Origin of the sequence: Rhizobium sp. R634, assembly GCF_002211305.1 — a bacterium.
In the GTDB taxonomy this organism is placed as follows: Bacteria; Pseudomonadota; Alphaproteobacteria; order Rhizobiales; family Rhizobiaceae; genus Rhizobium.
This window is the reverse complement of sequence record NZ_LOKW01000002.1, coordinates 33246-55221: the sequence shown is the minus strand read 5'-3', so window position 1 is coordinate 55221 and position 21976 is coordinate 33246. Positions and strand designations below refer to the sequence as shown.

22 protein-coding genes are annotated in these 21976 nt (G+C 61.9%); 6 read left to right on the top strand and 16 right to left on the bottom strand.

From position 1 onward, the window contains the following. Positions 1 to 57 precede the first annotated feature (57 nt). Both ATY77_RS04530 and tal read right to left on the bottom strand, forming a co-directional pair. Entirely contained in the window at positions 58 to 726 is a 669-nt protein-coding gene (locus tag ATY77_RS04530) for a DUF1345 domain-containing protein (protein ID WP_088678040.1), read from the bottom strand. A gap of 94 nt (positions 727 to 820) precedes the next feature. Continuing rightward, positions 821 to 1786, bottom strand: coding sequence for a transaldolase (gene tal / locus ATY77_RS04525; protein WP_088686308.1), 966 nt, complete (start codon positions 1784 to 1786; stop codon positions 821 to 823). A gap of 427 nt (positions 1787 to 2213) precedes the next feature. Here tal and ATY77_RS04520 point away from each other — a divergent pair, with 427 nt between their 5' ends. Together ATY77_RS04520 and ATY77_RS04515 are read left to right on the top strand one after the other, a co-directional pair. Beyond that, a complete protein-coding gene (locus ATY77_RS04520; protein ID WP_088686307.1) occupies positions 2214 to 3191 on the top strand; it encodes a sugar-binding transcriptional regulator in 978 nt (325 codons plus the stop codon). 4 nt (positions 3192 to 3195) lie between these two features. Next, positions 3196 to 3711 (top strand): hypothetical protein, encoded by a 516-nt coding sequence (locus ATY77_RS04515; RefSeq protein ID WP_088686306.1) that lies wholly within the window; start codon positions 3196 to 3198, stop codon positions 3709 to 3711. A gap of 12 nt (positions 3712 to 3723) precedes the next feature. Here the strand turns inward: ATY77_RS04515 and ATY77_RS04510 are convergent, their stop codons facing one another. Together ATY77_RS04510 and ATY77_RS04505 are read right to left on the bottom strand one after the other, a co-directional pair. Beyond that, positions 3724 to 4596 carry a bifunctional helix-turn-helix domain-containing protein/methylated-DNA--[protein]-cysteine S-methyltransferase gene (locus tag ATY77_RS04510; protein WP_088686305.1) on the bottom strand — a complete coding sequence of 291 codons (873 nt, stop codon included), beginning with the start codon at positions 4594 to 4596 and terminating at the stop codon, positions 3724 to 3726. An 82-nt stretch (positions 4597 to 4678) separates the two neighbouring features. Further along, a complete protein-coding gene (locus tag ATY77_RS04505; protein ID WP_088686304.1) occupies positions 4679 to 5176 on the bottom strand; it encodes a DUF2244 domain-containing protein in 498 nt (165 codons plus the stop codon). On the opposite strand from ATY77_RS04505, the gene nth reads away from it, so the two are divergent. Continuing rightward, positions 5175 to 5981: an endonuclease III gene (gene nth, locus ATY77_RS04500; RefSeq protein WP_190237580.1), complete on the top strand. Its 807-nt coding sequence runs from the start codon at positions 5175 to 5177 to the stop codon at positions 5979 to 5981. The genes ATY77_RS04505 and nth overlap by 2 nt on opposite strands. On the opposite strand, the gene ATY77_RS04495 is transcribed toward nth, so the two are convergent. Next, positions 5946 to 6524: a TetR/AcrR family transcriptional regulator gene (locus tag ATY77_RS04495; RefSeq protein WP_088686302.1), complete on the bottom strand. Its 579-nt coding sequence runs from the start codon at positions 6522 to 6524 to the stop codon at positions 5946 to 5948. The two genes, nth and ATY77_RS04495, sit on opposite strands and share 36 nt — an antisense overlap. An 81-nt stretch (positions 6525 to 6605) precedes the next feature. Here ATY77_RS04495 and ATY77_RS04490 point away from each other — a divergent pair, with 81 nt between their 5' ends. Next, complete coding sequence (locus ATY77_RS04490) at positions 6606 to 7031, top strand: VOC family protein (protein ID WP_088686301.1); 426 nt, start codon at positions 6606 to 6608, stop codon at positions 7029 to 7031. Between the two features lie 3 nt (positions 7032 to 7034). Here the strand turns inward: ATY77_RS04490 and ATY77_RS04485 are convergent, their stop codons facing one another. Then, the gene (locus tag ATY77_RS04485; RefSeq protein WP_088686300.1) at positions 7035 to 7745 is read right to left on the bottom strand and encodes a sulfate transporter family protein; all 711 of its coding nucleotides are present in this window, start codon (positions 7743 to 7745) and stop codon (positions 7035 to 7037) included. A 234-nt stretch (positions 7746 to 7979) separates the two neighbouring features. Between ATY77_RS04485 and ATY77_RS04480 the strand changes: the two genes are divergently transcribed. Next, positions 7980 to 8834, top strand: coding sequence for a MurR/RpiR family transcriptional regulator (locus ATY77_RS04480; protein ID WP_088677769.1), 855 nt, complete (start codon positions 7980 to 7982; stop codon positions 8832 to 8834). 52 nt (positions 8835 to 8886) lie between these two features. Here the strand turns inward: ATY77_RS04480 and ATY77_RS04475 are convergent, their stop codons facing one another. From ATY77_RS04475 to ATY77_RS04435, 9 genes are all read right to left on the bottom strand, one after another. Continuing rightward, positions 8887 to 10470, bottom strand: a complete 1584-nt coding sequence (locus ATY77_RS04475; protein ID WP_088686299.1) for an FGGY-family carbohydrate kinase — start codon at positions 10468 to 10470, stop codon at positions 8887 to 8889. Further along, a complete protein-coding gene (locus ATY77_RS04470; RefSeq protein WP_088686298.1) occupies positions 10470 to 11159 on the bottom strand; it encodes an HAD family hydrolase in 690 nt (229 codons plus the stop codon). The genes ATY77_RS04475 and ATY77_RS04470 overlap by 1 nt, the downstream gene beginning before the upstream one ends. Before the next feature lie 90 nt (positions 11160 to 11249). Continuing rightward, on the bottom strand, positions 11250 to 12731 hold the full coding sequence (locus tag ATY77_RS04465) for a mannitol dehydrogenase family protein (protein WP_088686297.1): 1482 nt from the start codon (positions 12729 to 12731) through the stop codon (positions 11250 to 11252). Between the two features lie 83 nt (positions 12732 to 12814). Continuing rightward, on the bottom strand, positions 12815 to 13813 hold the full coding sequence (locus ATY77_RS04460; protein ID WP_088677765.1) for an ABC transporter ATP-binding protein: 999 nt from the start codon (positions 13811 to 13813) through the stop codon (positions 12815 to 12817). Between the two features lie 16 nt (positions 13814 to 13829). Then, complete coding sequence (locus ATY77_RS04455; RefSeq protein ID WP_088677764.1) at positions 13830 to 14660, bottom strand: carbohydrate ABC transporter permease; 831 nt, start codon at positions 14658 to 14660, stop codon at positions 13830 to 13832. A gap of 1 nt (position 14661) precedes the next feature. After that, a complete protein-coding gene (locus tag ATY77_RS04450; protein ID WP_088686296.1) occupies positions 14662 to 15534 on the bottom strand; it encodes a sugar ABC transporter permease in 873 nt (290 codons plus the stop codon). A gap of 139 nt (positions 15535 to 15673) precedes the next feature. Next, complete coding sequence (locus ATY77_RS04445; RefSeq protein ID WP_088677762.1) at positions 15674 to 16984, bottom strand: sugar ABC transporter substrate-binding protein; 1311 nt, start codon at positions 16982 to 16984, stop codon at positions 15674 to 15676. A 146-nt stretch (positions 16985 to 17130) separates the two neighbouring features. After that, entirely contained in the window at positions 17131 to 18084 is a 954-nt protein-coding gene (locus ATY77_RS04440; RefSeq protein ID WP_088686295.1) for a sugar-binding transcriptional regulator, read from the bottom strand. 137 nt (positions 18085 to 18221) lie between these two features. Then, positions 18222 to 18800, bottom strand: a complete 579-nt coding sequence (locus ATY77_RS04435; protein WP_190233748.1) for an exopolysaccharide biosynthesis protein — start codon at positions 18798 to 18800, stop codon at positions 18222 to 18224. Positions 18801 to 19102: 302 nt separating this feature from the next. Between ATY77_RS04435 and ATY77_RS04430 the strand changes: the two genes are divergently transcribed. Next, positions 19103 to 20020, top strand: a complete 918-nt coding sequence (locus tag ATY77_RS04430) for an ROK family protein (protein WP_088686294.1) — start codon at positions 19103 to 19105, stop codon at positions 20018 to 20020. Here ATY77_RS04430 and ATY77_RS04425 read toward each other — a convergent pair. Next, on the bottom strand, positions 20017 to 21927 hold the full coding sequence (locus ATY77_RS04425) for a family 20 glycosylhydrolase (protein ID WP_088686293.1): 1911 nt from the start codon (positions 21925 to 21927) through the stop codon (positions 20017 to 20019). The genes ATY77_RS04430 and ATY77_RS04425 overlap by 4 nt on opposite strands. Positions 21928 to 21976 lie beyond the last annotated feature (49 nt).

The following is a 21976-nucleotide window of genomic DNA, read 5'->3' as shown; positions in this document are numbered from 1 at the left end:
CGGGCCGCCCGCTTCATTCAGATCCTGTCCGAGAGTTCGCGCCCGCGACGGCTCGCACTATAGCAGGCTCGCCCCGACATTGATCGCAAGCGCCAGGATCGTCGTGTTGAACAAAAACGACAGCACGGCATGCAGCAGCGTCAGCTTGCGCATGCTGGTCGAGCTGACCGCGACATCCGCCGTCTGCGCGGCAACGCCGATGGTGAAGGAGAAATAGAGAAAATCCCAGTAGCCGGGCTCGTCGATGCCGTCGGGGAATTTCAGGCCGCTTTCTTCGTCCGCCCCGCCATAGAAATGGTGGGCATAATGGATCGTAAAAAGCGTGTGCAGAAAGACCCAGGAGATCAGGATCGTCAGCACCGCGCCGCCCGCCCGCGCCAGCGCGACGTCAGGCGCCGCCTCCTTGATCGAATGAAGCTCAAGCCCGATGCCGGCGATACTCGCGAGCGACGCGCCGATCGAAAGCGCCAGCAGGACCGTGTCGGAAAAATCGAGATCCTCGGCGCGTTTGCGGATGCTTTCGACCGTCGCCCGCAGCATCTTGCGCCAGCTGAGCGCAATGAAGACGCCGGCGCTGGCATTCCATCCGAACAGCACATTGCGGGCGCTGACCTCCCGCGATGTCACGGCCAGAAAGACCGCCAGGCCGGCAAGGAAAGCGATGATGAAACTTGCGTGCCGAGAGGAAAGCGCCGTCAGAGACCTTGTCCGTTCCTCGTCCTCCATCTTCGCCTCCGGCCGCATAGGTCCTTGATAACAGCATGAAAAAGGCGCGGTCGCCAGCGGGCCACCGCGCCTTCGATCGTTTTGCCGTGCCCGATCAGGCGGCAGCGAGCTGCAATTCCTTCTGCACCATGGTGCGCAGCGTCGCCAGGTCCTTTGCAAAGGCGCGGATGCCTTCGGCGAGCTTTTCGGTCGCCATCGCGTCTTCGTTCATCATCCAGCGGAATGTCTTCTCGTCGACGGCGATCTTCGAAACAGGCTTGATCGTCTCGGACGACAGCTTGCGCTCAAGCTTGCCCTGGTCGTTTGAAAGCTCGTCGAGCAGGTTCGGCGCAATGGTCAGGCGATCGCAACCGGCCAGCGCTTCGATTTCGCCGGTGTTGCGGAAGGATGCGCCCATGACGACCGTCTTGATGTCGTTCGCCTTGTAGTAGTTGTAGATCTCGCGAACGGACAGCACGCCCGGATCTTCCTCGGCGGTGAAATCCTTGCCGGTCGACTTCTTGTACCAGTCGAGGATGCGGCCGACGAAGGGCGAAATCAGGAAAACCTTGGCGTCGGCGCAAGCGATCGCCTGTGCCTTGGAGAAGAGCAGCGTCAGATTGCAGTCGATGCCTTCCTTTTGCAGGATTTCCGCTGCCCGGATGCCTTCCCAGGTGGAAGCGAGCTTGATGAGAATGCGGTCCTTCTCGATGCCGCGCTCCTTGTAGGCGGCAATGATGCTGCGGGCCTTGTTCAGCGACGCTTCGGTATCGAAGGACAGGTCGGCATCAACCTCAGTCGAAACGCGGCCGGGAACGAGCTTCACCAGCGCGGCGCCAACGGAGATGGCAAGGCGGTCGGCAACCGCTGCGGCGGCAACATTCGCATCACCGCCGAGCTTCTTGCCCCAGGCGACCGCTTCCTTCATGTCGTCGGCAAACATATCGGTGCCGAGCGCCTTGAGAACGATGGACGGGTTGGTCGTGCAGTCGACCGGCTTCAGGCGGGCGACAGCCTGAATATCGCCGGTATCGGCGACGACGGTGGTAATCTCGCGGAGTTGGTCGAGCTTGGATGTCATGGTTGGTAATCCTTGTTGAATTGGGCTGCGGACCGGCGCGAGTTCCGCCCGGCAAGAGGTGATCTAGGGACAGACGGTTTGCATGCTGCGGACGGAAATACGCGTATCCGTCACGGATGATTGATAAACGTGAGGGACAGTGGACCTGTTCCGGCCGCATGCCAACGGCTGTTCGACCGCAAGCGGCGGCGCCTGCGGCTCAAGGGCCGGTCGTGACTTTCGGCATGCCCGCACTATGTCCTCCTCGGACGGACAAGAACGACTTCATCTCGCGAGGACTATCGCCGCGCGGCTAAGGAAAAGTCAAGGACATTTGTGCATTTCAATTGACATAAGTGTCACGCCCGTCATTATCCCGGCAGCAAGCGCGTCATTGCAGCCTTCATCCCTGCAAGGGATCTAGGACAGAAATCGTGCGGGAGGAGATGTGGTCAAGCTCAAACGCGGCACGCACACGGCCTATTCAGAAGCGTCATCGCTACGGCTGAGGGCCGCATGGCTCTATTACAATGAGGGCCTGACCCAGAAGGACGTCGCCGAACAGCTCGGCATCAGCCGCACCACCGTCATCCGCCTGCTCGACGAAGCGATGAAGCGCAGCGAAGTCCAGATCTGGATCAACGATTCGATCGGCGATTGCGTCGAGCTTTCGGTGAAGCTGGAGCGCGCCTATGGCCTCGACGAGGCGATCGTGGTGCCGAAGCCCGTCGATTGCGACGTCAACGGGCTGGCGAAAAATGTCGGGCTGGCGCTCGGCCAGTTCCTCTCCGAAGCGATCCCCGACGATTACACCATCGGCGTCGGCTGGGGCCGCACCATGACGGCGTCGCTCGCAAGCTTCCGGCCGCCGCGTCGCGACAACTGCAAGATCGTTTCGCTGCTCGGCGGCATCGTCGCCGTGCACCAGACCAACCCGATCGACTATACATGGCGGCTGGCAAACCAGCTCGGCGCCGAATGCTATATGTTCCTGGCGCCGCTGCTCGTCGATTCCGTCGAGACCAAACGCAATCTCATTGAGAAATGCGGGTTGGACACGATCTATCGTCTTGCCGAAAACCTCGACCTCGCCATCGTCAGCTGCGGCGATATCGGCCCGCACTCGACCTCGCTGTCGGAAGGCTGGATATCGAAAGCCGAGTTGCAGGAACTGATCGACGCCGGCTGCGTCTGCGACACCATGTTCAACTTCCTCGACAAGGACGGCAATTCGGTCGATCACTCGATCAACCGTCGCGTCATGTCCGTCGATCTCGATACGCTGAAGGAGGCCAGGCACATCGTGCTCTCCTCCGGCGGCGCTCACCGCGCCGTCGCCATCCGCGCCACCATCAAGCGCATCGGCTGCAACACGCTGATCACCGATGAAAGCGCAGCGCGAGAACTTTTGCGACTGGCGGAATGAGTTCATGCTTTCATTCGATAGTCAGCGTTGGCGTGAATTGAGGCACTGCTATGGTCTTGCGACAGAGACGCCGGAGCTGCTGAAAACGCTGGAAAAATCGCCTGGACCAATGCCCACCCCTGGGGCAGAACCTTGGTTCAGCCTGTGGTCGAGCCTCTGTCACCAAGGTGATGTCTACACGGCGTCATATGCGGCCGTTCCTCATATCGTCAGGATCGCGCTCACCATGGCGACGCCAATCGATTTCTCATTCTACCTGTTGCCGGCGAGTATCGAAGTTTCTCGAAAAACAGGGCGAGGACCGGATATACCGGGTGATCTGGAGCAAGCCTACCTGCACGCGATCGCATCCTTAGCCGACTGTGTGAGCCTTCATCGCCATGAAGCATGGGGTCGGCCAACCTTCCTGGCGGCAAGCGCGGCCCAGGCGGTTGCCAAGGGCCATATCGATATCGCGGAGGCGCTGTCCAATCTGGATGATGACATCATCGCTCGGATCATCAATTCCGATTTTGACTAGCTCCGGCATCTATCAGGCGTGCGCCGATTCCCAGCCGAGCATCGCCCTCTTGCGGGTCAGGCCCCAATGATAGCCGGTCAATGCGCCGTTCTTGCCGAGCGCGCGATGGCAGGGCACGACGAAGGAGATCGGGTTGGCCCCGACTGCAGCCCCGACGGCGCGCATTGCGCTCGGCCGGCCGATGTCCCTGGCGATATCGCTATAGGTCACGGCCTTCCCGAACGGAATCTTCAGCAGGCTCTGCCAGACGCTGACCTGGAAGTCGGTGCCAATCAGGACGACCCGCAACGGCTGGTCCGACGTCCAGCGGCCCGGCTGGAAGATGCGATCGGCATAGGGAGCCGTCGCCTGCCGGTCCTCGATGTATTCCGCGTTCGGCCAGCGGCAGGTCATGTCTTCCAGGCAGGCCTTTTCGTCGCCGCTGTCGCTGAAGGCGAGGCCCGCGAGGCCGCGATCCGTCACCATGACGAGCGCCGCGCCAAAGGGGCAGCTGTGAAACCCGTAGCGGATCGTCAGGCCGCCGCCCTTCGCCTTCCACTCTCCCGGAGACATGGCCTCATGGGTGACGAACAGGTCATGCAGGCGGCTCGGGCCGGAAAGCCCGACTTCGATCGAAGTTTCGAGCAGGGGCATCTCTTCCCTGCGCAAGAGCCGCTTTGCATGGTCGAGCGTCACGGCCTGCAGGAACGCCTTCGGCGAGAGGCCGGCCCAGCGGGTAAACGTCTTCTGAAGCTGCGTCGGCGACTGGTTCAGCCGCGTCGCGATCGCCTCCAGCGAGGGCTGGTCGCGATATTCTTCGCTGATGAGTTCGATGACCTGGCGGACAGTATCGTAGTCCGGGCCATCGGGGGTGATATCGGTGTCGAGTTTCGCGATCATATTCATCGTTTTTCTCCTTTAGACAGGAGATAATCAAGGGCGGGCGGCCAAACCACCCGATTCTTGCGTACCATAGCTGTCCAGCGCATCAGATACGCTGCTTGACGGCAGCGAGCGCCCCTTTGAACGCCTTGGCGAACGTCTCGCGATCCTCGGGGTTGAGGAAGGAGCCGATATCGGTGCGCCGGCCCTCGCCGAAAATCTGCATAGAGAGGATGCCGATCTCCTGATGCCGGCGCACGCGGAAACGCGCCCAGAACGGGTTGAAATGATGCTCCACCATTCGCCCAGACGGCGCAAACTTGCGCACCGAAACATCCGTGCGCGATACCGTGACTTCCTCGCGCGCCCTTCCCGAGCGATAGCTCAGCCAGAACGCGCCATAGAGCAGCACGAAATCCAGCCCGAAGAAGAAGCCGATCGGCCAGGCGCCGGTGACGGTGAAGAATAGGCCGTAGAGAAAGCAGACGGCGCCCGACAAAATAAGCAGCACCTTGAAGCCCTTGCGCCCGAGAGACCGGTGGGGAAAGAGTTCGGCGGCGAAAACAGGCTTTTCGTTGAAGCTGTCGGCGTTGCTTTCCATCATGGCCGTTGAGTATAGATTCTCCATGGCGAATCCGAAACTCAAATCCGTTGGCAAACCCTCGCAAAACTCGAATGTGATTGCCCGCCGCAAACCGGCAGCGGCGGTGAAAACCGCCTATTCCGTGGCCGAGCGCGAGGAGATCTTCCGCCGTTTCTCGGTGCAGCGGCCGGAACCGAGGGGCGAACTCGAACACACCAATCCCTTCACCCTTGTCGTCGCCGTGGCGCTTTCCGCCCAGGCCACCGACGCCGGCGTCAACAAGGCGACGCGGGCGCTCTTCAAGATCGCCGACACGCCGCAGAAAATGCTCGATCTTGGCGAGGAGAAGGTCCGCGATTACATCAAGACGATCGGCCTCTATCGCAACAAGGCAAAGAACGTCATCGCACTTTCCCAGATGCTGGTCGACGAATTCGCCGGCAGGGTGCCGGAAACGCGCGACGAACTGGTCCGCCTGCCCGGTGTCGGACGCAAGACCGCCAATGTCGTGCTCTCCATGGCCTTCGGCCAGGCGACCATGGCCGTCGACACCCACATTTTCCGCATCGCCAACCGCATCAGGCTCGCCCCCGGCAAGACGCCCGACGAGGTCGAGGCGCGGCTGATGAAGGTGGTTCCGAAACATTATCTCTATCACGCCCATCACTGGCTGATCCTGCACGGCCGCTACACCTGCAAGGCGCGCCGCCCCGAATGCGAGCGCTGCGTCATCGCCGACATCTGCAAATCGCCGGAGAAGAGTTCGGATATTCCAGCGCCGCTCGTCGAGCTACCGCCGCAGGTGATCGGCGAGGCCGTCGAGTAAGGCCGCGATCGCCCGCTCGTAATCCCGCCTCTTCCCGCCGGCGTCGATGGCAATCGCCGCACGGTCGAAAGCCGCCGACAGCAGTGACGTCAGCGGGTCGAGCAAGGCGCCTGCCTCAGGAAGAAGCGCCGCAAGTCCTTCCCGCAAGCTCTCCTCCGCATTCTCCGCGTCCAGTGCCGCGGCCGCCGGCGATCCGAGAACGGCAGGCGCCTCCATCAGCAGCAGCCGCGTTCGTCCCGGCTGCGCCATGGCGGTGAAATAGGCAGAAGCGCCGGCGATCAGCGCAGCCCGAGGCTCTTTTTCCGGCGCCGAAGACGCTTCGATCGCCTTGGCCACGTCTTGCGCCTCGCAGTTGATGACAGCCTCGAAAAGCGCCTTCTTGTCCTCGAAATGATGGTAGAGCGCGCCGCGCGTCACCCCAGCCGCCGCGACGATCTCCGGCGTCGCCGTCTCGGCATACCCCTTCTCGACGAAGATGCGCCGTCCGGCGTCGATCAGCGCCTGCCTCGTCTGTTCCGTTCTTTCGCGATTTCTGCGGCTCATATAGTCTATTTACATACAAACTGCATGTATGTTAATACCAAAAAACATACAGCCTGCATGTAAATAGGAAGGGAGCGAGAAATGAAATCGTCCAGCTATTACCCTGTCATCATGACGAGCGACGTTGAGAGCACCGCCGCCTTCTACTGCGCCCACTTCGGTTTCAAGGCGCTCTTTGAAAGCGACTGGTACGTTCACCTGCAATCGGCCGAGACGGAGAATGTCGCGCTCGCCATCCTCGACGGCAGCCACGAGACCATTCCTGCCGCCGCCCGCGGCGAAGTCCGCGGCTTGCTGCTCAATTTCGAGGTCGAGGATGTCGATCGGATCTACGAGGCCTGCCGGAGCGCCGGCCTGCCGATTTTGAGAGAGATCCGCGATGAGGATTTCGGCCAGCGGCATTTCATCACCGCCGATCCGAACGGCGTGCTGATCGACATCATCAAGCCGATCCCGCCGAGCGCGGAATTTGCCGCGATGTACGACGCCTCCGCCCTGCCCGGCTGAGCCTCAGGCTCGCGAACCCTCGCGAGCCGAAATCAGCTTGTGCAAATGCACCATCATGCCGGCGGCGAAGAGCGGCGTCAGCAGATTGACGAAGGGGATCATCAGGAAAAGCGCAATCGCCAGCCCGCCGAGGAAGACGGTAGGCGCATGTTTGGCACGGAAGAGCCGCGCCTCCTGCGGCGGGCGGAAACGCATGGCGGCGAATTCGAAGAATTCCCGTCCGAGGAGGTAGCCGTTCACCAGAAAGAAGGCGATGAGATTGACGCCGGGAATGAACAGCAGCAGCAGGGCGACGATATTGCCGGCGATCACCACCCCGAGGAACTTGACCGAGCTTGCCATCGCCGGCCCGATCGGCATGGCGGTGCCCGGCGCGTCCGCGGGATAGTCGCGCTTTTCGATGACATCGGCGACATCGTCGAGAAACAGGCCCGCGATCAAGGCCGTCACCGGCGATAGCAGCAGCGCCAGCAGGAGCGCAAGGCCGATACCCGCAAGAATCGCGAAGACCAGGGTGAACCATCCCGCCCATTCCGGCAGATCGGGAAAAAAGCTCGTCATCCAGGGAAAGACAAAGGCCATGAAGGCTCCGCGCAACGCGAACCAGAGGCCGACCAGCACCAGGATCGTCAGCCCAAGCACTTTCCAGAACACCGAACGTGTTTCGGCGGCGAGTAGGTTGACGAGCGAAAGTCGTGCGGCATCAAGGATCATGTCTTCGGCGTCTCCGGTTGCGCGGAAGATGTAGGGACAGCGAATGCCACCGGCAAGAGAGAATAAAATTGCATGCTTTACTAGAAACTTGTCGCAAATTAAATGCTAATATAATATTGTGTAACAGCACAATATACATGGACCTGAGAAGCAGCTTCCGAAATAGTTGCAAAGACAAGGGGTCGCAACAGCGCATCCGCGGAACGCCTCTGAGGAAAGACGGGGGAGGCTGATGTGGAAGACTTTGTGCAGAAGCTCAGACAATACGCAAAAACGGGAACGCCTGCTGAGCGTCGTATCGCGAAATATTTCTCCGAACATCTGAACGACCTGCCGTTCGAGACGGCTGCGTCCGTCGCCGACAGGCTGGATCTGTCGCCGATGACCGTCGGGCGCTTCCTGCGCGCCCTCGGCTATCAGGGGCTGGACAGCGTCAAGGTCGAGATTCGCGAGACCGTCGCGACGTCGCCGGCGCAATTGCAGAGCGCCATGACCGAGCTGCATCAGGACGCGGCGGAGGGCAAGCCGCTGGCCGTGCTGGTCGCCGAACAGATCCAGGCGCTCCATCACATCTATCATCTGACGGCGCAGCCGAACTGGTCCGAAGCCGTCAGCCTGATCAGCACGGCCCGCGAAGTGTCGATCGTCACGCATGCGCGGCTCGCAAGCCTCGCCAATCATTTCTGTCAGCGCCTGACGCAGGCCCGTGACGGCGTGCGCACGCTCGACGGCGCCGAAAACCGTTTTGCCGAACTCTTTGCCCGGCTGGCGGTCGACGATGCGCTGCTCGTCATCATCGATTGTCGCCGCTTCGCCAAGGCGCGGCTGCTTGCCAGGACCGCACGGCGTTACGGCTATAAGGTCGTGCTGATTTCGCCGCAACATGCGGACTGGATGGCGGACCAGTCGAACGTCATGCTGCCGCTGCCGGCCGCCCGCGCTCCCGATCTCGACAATCTTCCGCCGCTGATCGCGTTGCTCGATTGCCTGTCGGAGGCCGTCATTCTCGCAGTCGGAGAGGAGGCCGCGCTTCGCCGCCGCCGCATGCTGGAATTCGCGACAGTCCTCGGCGAGACCGTCAGTCACTAAGCGACAGTGTAAAAGCGGTTTCGCGTCCGGGATTGCGCATCCCTTTAATTGCTTACTGCATCGCTTCCAGCTCGGCGCGATGCCGGTACATGGCGAGAAGGCGACGGTAATCGCGGTCGTAGAGCGCCTGCTTTGACTTGTCGGGGAGCCTCTCCTCGCCGCCTGGATACATCGCCTCGCCGGCCGCCGCCAAATCCTTATGCAGGCCGCAGGCGACGGATGCCGCGATCGCCGTGCCGAGCAGCACCGCCTCGTTCATCTTCGGCACCACGACCTTGCAGCCGGTGGCGTCGCAATAAAGCTCCATCAATACAGGGTTCTTCACATGCCCGCCGGCGATATGCAGCGTATCGGGCACGTAGCCGTAGTCCTTCATCCTCTCCAGGATATGGCGAATGCCGAGCGCGATCGCCACGGCGGTCCGCCAATAAAGCGCGCAGAGCCCGTCGAAGGAGACATCGAGCGTCAACCCGCTAACGACGCCGACGGCATGCGGATCGGCAAGCGGCGAGCGATTGCCATGAAAATCCGGCAGGACGAAAATGCGCTCTCCGAAGGCATCGCCTTCCTCGGCCCGCAATTCGGCAATCCGGCTCACGATCTTCTGATGCAGCGCCGAGGTCGGTTCGCCGCCGGCCGCGTGCATGCGCACGATGTGATCGAGCAGCGCCCCGGTCGCCGATTGCCCGGCCTCCACCAGCCAGCATTGTGGGAAGACCGCCTCGTAATAGGGCCCCCACATGCCGTGGCTCGGCTTGCGCTCCTGCGAGAAGGCGACGATGCAGCTCGACGTGCCGGCGATCAGCGCCAGCTGGTGCTCGCGTTTGACGGGATCGGCGGCATAGCCACCGAGCGCGCCGAGTGCGCCGGCATAAGCGTCGATCATCCCGGCCGAGACGTGGCAATCGACGGTGAGCCCAAGTGCTTGGGCTGCATCGGGCGTCAGCCGGCCGACGCTGTCTCCGACGGGCGCGGTCTCATCCGGCAGATTGCCGCGCGCCTGAAGATCTTCGAGGCCGATCCGCTCCAGGAAATCCTGCTGCCAGCCTTTTTCGAGATGGGCGAGATAGTTCCATTTCGCCGTCAGCGTGCAGCGCGAACGAGCAAGCGATCCGGTCGATTTCCACGTCATGAAATCAGCGAGATCGAAGAAGTAGCCGGCTTTTTCCCACGTGGCGGGCAGCTTCTTCTTCAGCCACATCAGCTTCGGCATTTCCATTTCCGGCGACATCACATGGCCGGAATGTTCGAGCACTCTGTGCTCCGTCGCCGTGCAAAAATCGGCTTCCTTCAGCGCCCGGTGATCGAGCCAGACGATCGTGTCGAAACGTTTCTCGCCACCGGTCGAAACGCTGATCTGCCGCCCTTCGACGTCGCGCACGACGAGCGAACAGGTGGCGTCGAAACCGATTGCTCCGACCGAAGCCGCAGCAATGCCCGACTGCTCCATCGCGCGGCGCACCGCCGTGCAGACGGCCGACCAGATATCCTCGGAATCATGCTCGGCATGGTTTTCACGGGGCCGGTTCATGATGATCGTCTGCTCGGCCTTGGCAAGCAGCCGGCCGCGTGCATCGAAGACGCCGGCACGCGCACTGCCGGTGCCGATATCCACCGCAACCACATGATCACGCATCAAGATTTGGTCCCGTCCAGCTTATGGTTGCGGACAAGGTGTATCAAATCCGGCATGGCGTCAAACACCGCTTCCGGCGAAAGCCGGTCGAGTTCGGCGCGGTATCCGGCGAAATTGGCATGCGATCCGCCGGTGAAGGCAAAGACCGTCATACCCGCCGCCTTGGCCGCCGCGATACCGGCCGGACTGTCCTCGATAACGAGGCAGGAAGCCGGTTCCACATGCATTTGCCGGGCCGCATGCAGGAAGAGATCGGGCGCCGGTTTGCCGCGCTTGACCATCGTCGCGCTGAAGATATCGGGCAGCTTGTCGAGAAGTCCGGTTACGGAGAGCGACAGCCGGATCCGCTCCATCTGGCTGGACGAGGCGACGCAGCAGGGAATACCGAGCCCGTCGATCGTTGCCGCGATACCCTCGATCGGCTTCAGTTCGGTGCGGAAACGCGAATAGAGATCGGTGCGGATACGCTCGAGGAATTCCTCGCCGACATGGACGTTGAATTCGGTTTCCAGCGTATCGATGAGGGTCGAGAGACTGCGGCCGAGAAACCGCTCATAGGCCTGATCCTCGGTGATCGAGACGCCGAGATCGTTCATCGCACCGACGAGAACGCTGATCGAGATCGGTTCGCTGTCGACGAGCACGCCGTCGCAATCGAAGATGACCAGCCGTGGTTCAGCATCAGCCATGAAAGACCCAACCTGAGTTCGATTCGGACGCGACCCGCTGTACCCGCAAGGCCGGATGGACGGCGGCAATGGATGCCGCCATGCCGATTCCTACACTGCCAGTTTGCCGTCGAGATAGAGCTGCAAGGTCTCCCGCGTGCCCTTTTCCCACAGGGTTTTGAGCGCATGGGCGAAACGCTTGCGGAAAAGTTCGGATTTTGCCACCTCACCGAAAATGTCGTCGAAGGCGAGGAAGGCTGCGGGATCGTCCTTGGCTTTCAGCGCCGCAGCATGCAGCCGATCGGCGCTGGCGTCGTTGAAGACGATATCCTTGCCGCTGTCGGTCTTGCCGGCGAAATAGCGGCACCAGAGCGCCGAGACCAGCGCCAGACCAACGATATCCCTGTTCTGGCGGAGATTGTCGAGCGTCGACGGCAGGATGAATTTCGGCTGGCGGTTCGAGCCGTCCTGCGCCAACCGCGGAATGGTGTCGGCAATCTTCGGATTGAGCAGCCGATGTTCGATCAGCGCGAAATAATCGGTCAGCGAGGTGTTCGGCACCGGCGGCACGATCGGGATGATCTCGTCCTTCTCAAGCTTCGCCAGGAAGGCGCGGATGAGCGGATCTTCCATGGAATCATGCACGAAATGAATGTCCATCAGCGCCGCCGGATAGGCGATCGCCGCGTGCCCGCCGTTGAGGATGCGGATCTTCATATGCTCGTAAGGCGTGACGTCGGGAACGAAGGTGACGCCGACTTTTTCCAGCGCCGGCCGGCCGGCGGTGAACTTGTCTTCGAGCACCCACTGCTTGAATTCTTCGCAATAGACCGGCCAGTTGTCTTCGATGTCGAAATTGTCGCGGAGGAAATCGATCTCCCGTTGGCCGGTCGCCGGCGTGATGCGGTCGACCATCGCATTCGGGAAGGCGACATTGGCCCGGATCCAATCGGCAAGGGCTGGGTCGGAAAGCGCTGCCGTGCCGATCACGGCATTGGCGGTGACGACACCGTTATGGGGAATGTTGTCGCAGGACATGACGGTGAAGGGTACGAGGCCTTTGTCCTTGCGCGCCTTAAGGCCGGCGACGATCAGGCCGAAGACCGTCTTCGGCGCATCCGGATTTTGTCCGTCGGCGGCGATCGCCGGGTGCGCCGGATTGAACGTGCCGGACGCGTCGATGAAATAACCGCCCTCGGTGATCGTCAGCGAGACGATGCGGATTTCAGGATCGGCAAGCTTCGCGATGGTCGCGGCGGGATCGCCGACCGGCAGGATGTCGATCATCGGCGCGGTCACGCGCGCCGCGGTCTTGTTGTTGTCCTGCTCCACCACCGTCGTCAGGAAATCCTGCGCCGCAAGCTTTTCGCGCATGGCGGCATCCGATGGCAGCACGCCGGCGCCGACGATCGCCCAGTCATGATCGGCGCCCTGGTTGAAGAGATCGTCGAGATAGATCGCCTGGTGGGCGCGGTGGAAATTGCCGACGCCGAAGTGCACGATGCCGGCTCTCAGCGACGCCCTGTCATAGGAGGGGACGGCGGCAGTGCGCGCTGCGTCCGAAAGCGTTGCCAGCGATAGTTTGCACGTCATGTTTCAGTCCTCTTGAAGGTCTTGCCGAGACGGTCGGGCGCCATCGCCCGGCTCGCATGCCTGCCCCCAGCCGGCTGCCCGCCTCAGATGGCGAGGCCGCCCTCGTTGAATTTGTGAATGCGCGAACGGTCCGGCGTCAGGTAGACCGTGTCGCCCGCCTTGGCGGCAAAATCGCCGCTGCCGCGCGCCGTCACCATGCCGATGCCGTCGGCATCGATATGCAGGAAGGTGTCGGAACCGAGATGTTCGGCCACCACCACCCTGCCCTTCCAGTCGCCGCTTTCCATCGACAAAAGCACATGTTCGGGACGGATGCCGATCGTATGGGCGCCGAGCTCGGCCGCGTTCTGGCCCTTGATGAAATTCATCTTCGGCGAGCCGATGAAGCCGGCGACGAAAAGGTTGCGCGGGCGGCTGTAGAGTTCGAGCGGCGAGCCGACCTGCTCGATATTGCCCCTGTTCAAGACGACGATCTTGTCGGCCATGGTCATGGCCTCGACCTGGTCGTGGGTGACGTAGACCATCGTCGTCTTCAACTGCTGATGCAGTTCGCTGATTTCGAGGCGCATGTTGACGCGCAGCGCTGCGTCGAGGTTTGACAGCGGCTCGTCGAAGAGGAAGGCCGAAGGCTGGCGCACGATGGCGCGGCCGATCGCCACGCGCTGGCGCTGGCCGCCGGAAAGCTGACGCGGCTTGCGCTCCAGATAATCGGTGAGATTGAGCACGCGGGCGGCATCCGTCACCTTGCGGTCGATCTCAGCCTTATCGACGCCCGCCATCTTCAGCGGGAAGGCGATGTTGTTGCGCACGCTCATATGCGGATAAAGCGCATAGGACTGGAACACCATCGCGAGGCCGCGCTCCGATGGCGCCTTTTCGGTGGCGTCCCTGCCGTCGATGACGATTTTGCCGCCGGACACATCCTCAAGACCGGCGATCAGCCGGAGCAGCGTGGACTTGCCGCAGCCCGACGGGCCGACGAAGACGACGAATTCGCCGTCATTGATATCGAGATCGATCGAAGGGATGACCTTGGCTTCGCCGAAGACCTTGGAAACCTTCTGAAGGGTAATGCTGCCCATGTTTCTCTCCCTTTTCTTATTTCACTGCGCCGAAGGTCAGGCCGCGGACGAGTTGTTTCTGGCTGAACCAGCCGAGGATCAGGATCGGCGCGATCGCCATCGTCGAGGCAGCCGAGAGCTTGGCGTAGAACAGGCCTTCCGGGCTGGAATAGGAGGCGATGAAGGCCGTCAGCGGCGCTGCCTTCGAGGCGGTGAGGTTGAGTGTCCAGAACGCCTCGTTCCAGGCAAGGATGATGTTCAGGAGCAGCGTCGAGGCGATGCCCGGCACCGCCATCGGCGTCAGCACGTAGATGATCTCCTTCATCAGCGACGCCCCGTCCATGCGCGCCGCTTCGAGGATCTCGCCGGGAATTTCCTTGAAGTAGGTGTAGAGCATCCAGACGATGATCGGCAGGTTGATGAGGGTAAGCACGATCACCAGACCGGTGCGCGTATCGAGCAAGCCGGAATTGCGGAACATCAGATAGATCGGGATGAGCGCGCCGACCGGCGGCATCATCTTGGTCGACAGCATCCACATCAGCACGTCCTTGGTCCGCTTGGTGGGCGCGAATGCCATCGCCCAGGCGGCCGGAATCGCGATGATCAGGCCGATCAGCGTCGAGCCGAAGGAAATGACCACCGAGTTCATGAAGTGGCTGAGATAATTCGACCGGCTCTGCACCTCCGCATAGTTTTCCGTCGTCCAGTGGAAGAACAGGAACTGCGGCGGCGAGGCGATGGCGTCGGCTTCCGATTTGAAACTGGTCAGGAACGTCCAGAGGATCGGGAAGAAGATCAGGATGCCGAGCGTCCAGGCAATCGCGGTGACGATGACCTTGCGCTGGGTTGTGACTTTTCGAGCCATCTCAAGCCTCCAGATTCTTGCCGACGAGGCGGACGAGGAAGATCGCAACGATATTGGCAAGCACGACCGCGACGATGCCGCCCGCCGAAGCGCCGCCGATATCGAACTGCAGCAGCGCCTGCGCATAGACGAGATAGGTGAGGTTGGTGCTGTCGGTGCCCGGCCCGCCATTGGTGGTGACGAGGATTTCGGCGAAGACCGAAAGCAGGAAGATCGTCTGGATCAGGATCACCACGGTGATGGCGCGGGCCATGTGCGGCAGGATGATGTAGATGAATTTCGAGATCGCCCCGGCGCCGTCCATTTCGGCCGCTTCCTTCTGCTCCTCGTCGAGCGACTGCAGCGCCGTCAACAGGATGAGGGTGGCGAAGGGCAGCCACTGCCAGGCGACGATGAGGATGACGGAGAACAGGGGCGCATTCGCCAGCCAGTCGATCGGCTGCAGGCCGAATGCCTTGGCAAGATGCGCGAAGAGGCCGTTGACCGGGTTCATGAACATGTTCTTCCAGACCAGCGCCGCGACCGTCGGCATGACGAAGAACGGCGCGATGACGAGGATACGCACGATCCCCTGCCCGTACATCGGCTGATCGAGCAGCAGCGCGAAGGCGATGCCGCCGATGACGGTGATCACGAGCACGCCGGCGACGAGCAGCAGCGTATTGACCAGCGCCGCGAAGAAGGCCGGATCGGATAGGAAATATTCGTAGTTCAGAAAGCCGACGAAGCTTTCCATCCCGGGATTGAGCAGATTGTAGTTCAACAGCGAGAAGTAGATCGTCATCGCGAGCGGGACGATCATCCACGCGAAGAGGAAAAGCACGGAAGGTGCAATCATCAGGCGCGCTGCGGAGCGTGTGTGTAAAGTTGCCATGGCAATCACCGATCTGATCTGACGCGGGGGCCGGTCGCAGGATAATTTTCTCTGAAAAAGGTGGCCGCCGATGCAATTCGGGCGATCGGCGGCCCAGAGGGGCGGATTGTCAAGTATCCGCCTCTTGGCTCAGGAGGTTTTATTTGATGTAGCCGGCTTTGGTCATTTCGCGGGTCGCGAGCTGCTGCGCGCTCTGCAGTGCCTGATCGACCGAAATCTGGCCGGCAAGGGCTGCCGAGAACTGCTGGCCCACGGCCGTGCCGATGCCCTGGAATTCCGGGATCGCCACGAACTGGACGCCGACATAGGGGACCGGCTTGACGGTCGGCTTGGTCGGATCGGCCGAGTTGATCGAGTCGAGCGTCATCTTGGCGAAGGGAGCGGCCTTCTGGTACTCCGCATTCTCATAGAGCGAGGTGCGGGTGCCGGGAGGTGCGTTCAGCCAACCTTCCTTCTCGGCGACCAGCTTGGTGTAATCCTTGCTCGTTGCCCAGGCGACGAACTTCTCGGCGGCTTCGACCTTCTGCGAGCCTGCCGGGATGGCGAGGTTCCAGGCCCAGAGCCAGTTGCCGCGCTTGCCGAGGCCCTTGTCCGGGGCGAGTGCGAAGCCGACCTTATCGGCGACGGTGGAATCCTTCGGGTTGCTCACGAAGGAGGCAGCGACGGTCGCATCGATCCACATGCCGCACTTGCCAGTCTGGAAGAGCGCCAGGTTTTCGTTGAAGCCGTTGGAGGAAGCACCCGGAGGGCCGGCATCCTTCATCAGGTTGACGTAGAAGGTCAGCGTGTCCTTCCACTCGGGCTGATCGAACTGCGGCTTCCACTGCTCATCGAACCAGCGCGCGCCGAAGGAGTTCGACATGGCCGTCAGGAAAGCCATGTTCTCGCCCCAGCCGGCCTTGCCGCGCAGGCAGATGCCGTAGATTTCCTTGTCCTTGTTGGTGATCTTGCGGGCAGCGTCGGCAATGAAATCCCAGGTCGGAGCGTCGGGCATCTTCAGCCCGGCGGCATCGAACAGGTCCTTGCGGTACATGACCATCGAGCTTTCGCCGTAGAACGGAGCCGCATAAAGCTTGCCATCCTGGCTAATGCCGCTACGGATTGCCGGCAGCAGGTCATTCACGTCGTAGCTGTCGCCAAGATTGTCGAGCGGCAGCAGCCAGCCCTGCTTCGCCCAGATCGGAACCTCATAGGTGCCGATCGTCAGAACGTCGTACTGGCCGCCCTTGGTCGCGATGTCGGTCGTAACCTTCTGGCGCAGCACGTTTTCTTCGAGGGTGACCCATTCGAGGTCGATGCCGGGATTCTTCGCCTTGAAGTCATCCGTCAGCTTCTGCATCAGGATCATGTCGCCGTTGTTCACGGTCGCGATTGTCAGCGTCTCGGCCGAAGCCATGCCGGCAAACGCCAGTGCTGAGCAGGCGCCCAGCAGAAAAGTTCTCAATGTCATATCTTCCTCCCAGAAGACGAGATGTGAGCATTCGCTTTGCTCATGGGCAATTACTCACCAAGCGACAAAAAATGTCAATCGGCATTCGATGCTGCGATGCCGAAGAGAATGCCTATCTCATTGATCTAAAATACGAAATTTTTGGCTCAGTTCTTGAGCAAAAACTCAGCCGTATCCTCGTCGGTGATCAGGCCGTTGATCTGATGGCCGACGACGGCGGCTCTGATCGCCTTGTATTTCCGCTTGCCCTTGGCGAGCCCAATGACCGTCGACGACTCGCGCGACGGGATCGGCGCGGAGGCGACGCGCTCGTTGATCGGGTTGTCGATCAGCCTGCCGTCGGCGTCGAAGATCCAGCCGCAGATCTCGCCTGCAGCGCCGCCGCGCATCAGCTGCATCATCTCGTCCTTTTCCAGGAAACCGTCGACGCAGAGCGGCCCGTCGATGCCAAGCTCGCCGATGCCGACGAAGGTGACGTCGGCCTGCGCACTCATGTCGAGCGTCGAGCGCACGAGTTGCTGGCCGTGCAAGAGTTCCCGCTCTTCCGCCGACGTGACGAGCACCGGCAGCGGCATCGGATAATGCCGCGCCTTCACTGCATCCGCCATGCTGAAGATGACGTTGTAATAGGCGGCCGATCCGTCCGGCGCGATGTTGCCGGTAAGCGAAACGATGCGGTGGCCGGGACATTCGATTGCCGGCAGCTGGTCGACGGCCGCCTTCAGTGTGCGGCCCGTGCCGACCGCAAGCACGATCGGCTCCGGCCGCTTCAGCCAGCGCTCGATCTCGGCGGCAGCCGCCTCGGCGATGCCGACGGTTGTCGATGAGGAGCCGGGGTCGCTCGGCACGACCTCCACATGTTTCAGCCCGAATTTCCGTCGCAGCTGGTTGGCCAGCTCGAGACAGGCCGCGATCGGATGGTCGAGCCGCACCTTGATGAGACGTTCGGCGACCGCCAGCGACACCAGCCGCTGCGCCGATTGCCGCGAGATCCCCATCGAAGCCGCGATTTCATCCTGCGTGCGCCCGGCGACGTAATAAAGCCAGCCGGCACGTGCCGCATCGTCGAGCCGTCCAGGGGTCTCGGATCTTTTTGCCATTGAATGCCTACCGCACAAAGTGAGCCGGCTTGCTGCCGTCGAACATGATTTTTGAGTCTGTATCGCGCCAGATCAAAACAAAATTCCTGGAAATGTCGAGCCCGTTGCAACCGAGCCCGTGAAATAACCGATGCCGCTCAGGCAAACCATCGCATGACGAGATAGATCGCCGCCTTCGCCAGACCGTAAATCACGCCACCGGCGATGACGAGCGATACGGCTGTCATGATGAAACCGGCAAGCGCGAATAGCCCGTCGCGCCCCAATATGCCGAAAGCAAAGACCGAGATCGTGATTGCCGGCAGGATATTGCCGAGCGGAACCGGCAGCACCAGCACGATCGACAGCAGCAGGCATGCGAGACCGGCGAAATATTCCGCCGGCGGCTCAGCGAAGATCGCAAGCCTCGGCTTCAGCATGCGCTCGGCCCAGGCGAGCCAGCGATGAATGCGCCCGACGATGGTCTCGAAATCCTCCCGCCGCATCGAGCGGTTGGCAATCGCCTTCGGCAGCCAGGGTTTCAGCCCGAAGGTCAGTTGCACCGCCAGGAAAACCAGCGGCGCCCCAAGCACCGCCGAGGTACCGGGCGGTGTGGGAAAGGCGTTCGGCAGCGCAAAGATCAGCATCAGCGCGCTGATCGCCCTGTCGCCCATGGTCTGGAACAGATCGCCGATCGAAATCCATTCCCGGCTCCGGTCGCCGGCCAGCTGCCGCAGGACGGCTGAGAGGCGGCGGCCCTTGGCGCGGGGTGGACGTGGTCTTCTGCGTCTCTGGGATTCGGCGTTTTCGATGGTCATAATACCGGTGGATGGTGGAAATGTAGGCTGCGATTTTGGCTGCGCAATATGCCAATTGAATGACTTATGAGACAGGATACCGATGAGGACGAGCCTGTAGCGATTTAAACTCGATCATCGCTCCTTTGTTGCGCAGCGACGGCGGCAGAAGGAATGCAGGCTTGTAATTCCACTGCAACAGTGCGAGCAGACGCTTGCGACCAGAGAGACGGCAGAGTGCAATGATCATTTCATTCGACATCGGCGGTTCCGCCATCAAGGGCGGCATCGCCCGCTCCGAGACAGACATCGTCCCCCTCGGCCGCCGCCCGACGCCGAAGGACGATTTCGCCGCTTTCGTCGAGACCTTGCGCGGCATCATCGCCGAGACCGGCGAACAGCCGAGCCGCATCGCGCTCTCCATCGCCGGCGTCGTCGATCCCGATACGCAGCGGCTGACCTGCGCCAACATTCCCTGCATCCATGGCCGCACGCTCGCGGCCGATCTCGAAGCCGAGCTCGATCTGCCTGTTTTGATCGCCAACGATGCCGATTGTTTCGCCATGGCCGAAGCCGGTCTCGGCGCCGGCCGCGGCCACCGCATCGTCTTCGGCGCGATCCTCGGCACCGGTGTTGGCGGTGGGCTGGTAGCCGACGGCCGCCTCGTCAACGAGGCCGGCGGCTTCGCCGGCGAATGGGGTCACGGCTCGATCATCGCCTCGGCGGCCGGCAATCCGCCCGCCGCCATTCCCGCCTATGCCTGCGGCTGCGGCCAGAAGGGCTGTGTCGATACCGTCGGCGGCGCCCGGGGCCTGGAGCGCCTGCACAAGACGCTGCACGATCTCGACCTTTCCAGCGAGGAGATCATCGGAGAGTGGCGGCAGGGTGAGGAGAAGGCGACGCGCACCATCGACGTCTATGTCGATCTCGTCGCCTCGCCCCTGGCGCTGACGATCAACATCACCGGCGCCACCATTGTTCCGGTTGGCGGCGGGCTTTCCAATGTCGAGCCGCTGCTTGCCGAACTCGACCACGCCGTGCGCACCCGCACCCTGCGCAAATTCGACCGCCCGCTGGTGGTGCCGAGCCAATGCCGCATCGAGCCGGGCCTGATCGGCGCTGCTCTTCTTGGACTGAAAGCCGAAACAGCAGCTTCCTAAAGCCTAGGCCACATCCGCACGATCGCCGCGAAACGATCCCAGTCCTTACGCTCCAAGGGCGTCCAGGCGGCTTCGGCGACGGCAGGAAGGCGCGGGAAAACCAGCCGGTTGAAATAGGCGCGCGAGATGAAATTTTCAGTCCAGATGCAGGCCTGGATGCCGCGCACCTTTTCCTGCAGCACCTCCGGCAATTCGCCGGCGGCCTCGTAAGCATAGCTATGTTCCGGCGGCGCATAACCGGCCCATGCCGCTCCGGGCTCGTCCCAGGCTTCGGCCTGCGCCATATCGAGATAATAGGCTTGGCCCGGCGTCATCACCACGTCGTAGCCCTGCTGCGCCAGCTCGATGCCGACGGCGGGCTTCTCCCAGGCCATCAACAGCGTGCCGTCACGATCGACGCCGCCGCCATGCGAGACCTCGTTCCAGCCGGCGAGCTTCTTGCCGCGCTCCGACAGCAGCGCTTTGACGCGCTTGAGAAAATAGGATTGCAATTCCGCCGTACCGGAAAGCTTCTCCCGCTTCATCAATGCCTTGCAGAGCGGCGAGGAAAGCCAGGCGCGCTGCGCCACCTCGTCGCCGCCGATATGGATGTAGTCGCCGGGAAACAGCGCCACAATCTCATCGAACACCTTGCCGAGGAACTCATAGGTGAATTCGACCGCCGGATTGAGGGCGTTGTTCGGATAACCCTGCACCGCCCGATAGCTCTCCGGCGCCTCCTGCCCGTCGACAAGCTCGGGCAGCGAGAACAGCGTCGCGGTGCTGTGGCCGGGAACGTCGATTTCCGGCACCACGTCGATATGCAGAGAAGCGGCATGCGCGACGATCCGCCTGACGTCGTCCTGGGTGTAATGGCCGGCGCGGGGCTCGGCTCCGTCGCCGAGCTGCGGCACCAGCACCTCGTCCGGCCCGCGCCGCGCGCCGATCTCAGTCAGCGCAGGATAGGCCCTGATCTCCAGCCGCCAGGCCTCGTCGTCGGTCAGGTGCCAATGGAAGACATTGAGCTTGTTCCAGGCGAGAATATCGATCAGCCGCTTGATGTCGACCACCGGATAGAACTGCCTGGCGACATCGAGATGGCAGCCGCGCCAGTCGTAACGCGGCTGGTCGGCGATGTTGCCGAAATTCGGAAATTTGAAGTGCTCGCGATCGGCGCGGGCGCCGTGCAGCAGCTGTGCCAGGCTAATCAGCGCATATTGCCGCCCCGCTTCATCCGCGCTCGACAGCACGATCTCATGGGCGGTGAAACGCAGCTCGTAGGCAAAGGCTGCGATCGACGATTCGGTGGCGAAACGAATGGCGCGCCCGCTTTTGATGGCGCTCAGCGAAAACGGCGCGTTGTCGGCAGGATAGAGCCGCTGGTAAAGCGCAAGAACCAGGGAAAGCGTCCTGATCGCATCCGGCCGCGTCCGCTCGGCCGGATAAAGGACGACCGGCAGCTCTCCCGCCTTCAGCCCGAGCGAAAGCGGCCAGGGCAGCAGCGAATAGGGTTCCTGGACTTGGCCCACCGGCAGCAGCGGCGCCGCCGCGCCGCCGTCCCGGCCTTCGAGAATGAGATCGCCGAACCCGACGGGGACATGGCGCCCGTCGCCAAGCGTCAGATAGGCCGATTTGACGCCGGCCGTTATATGTTTCGGCTCTCTGGTCAGCCCCTCGACCGTAAACCGCCAATGCCCGCCGGGCCGCACGCTTAACCCCTCGAGCGGCAGGAATTCATGGAAATGCGCGACCTGCCGCTTGAGGCTGCCGCCGTCGCAGACATGCTTGTCGGCAACCCGCGTCTCCGACGTATAGGCGAGCGAGAAGCCGGACAGAGGCTCGGCCGAAAGATTGAAGAGCGTGAAGGTCAAGCGCCCGAAACTGCCTTCGACCGGGTGCCAGCTTGTTTCCAGACGATAATCGGCCATGGTCGCATCCTCCCCGTCATTGAATGGCCGGGATCGCGGCTGGTTCCTC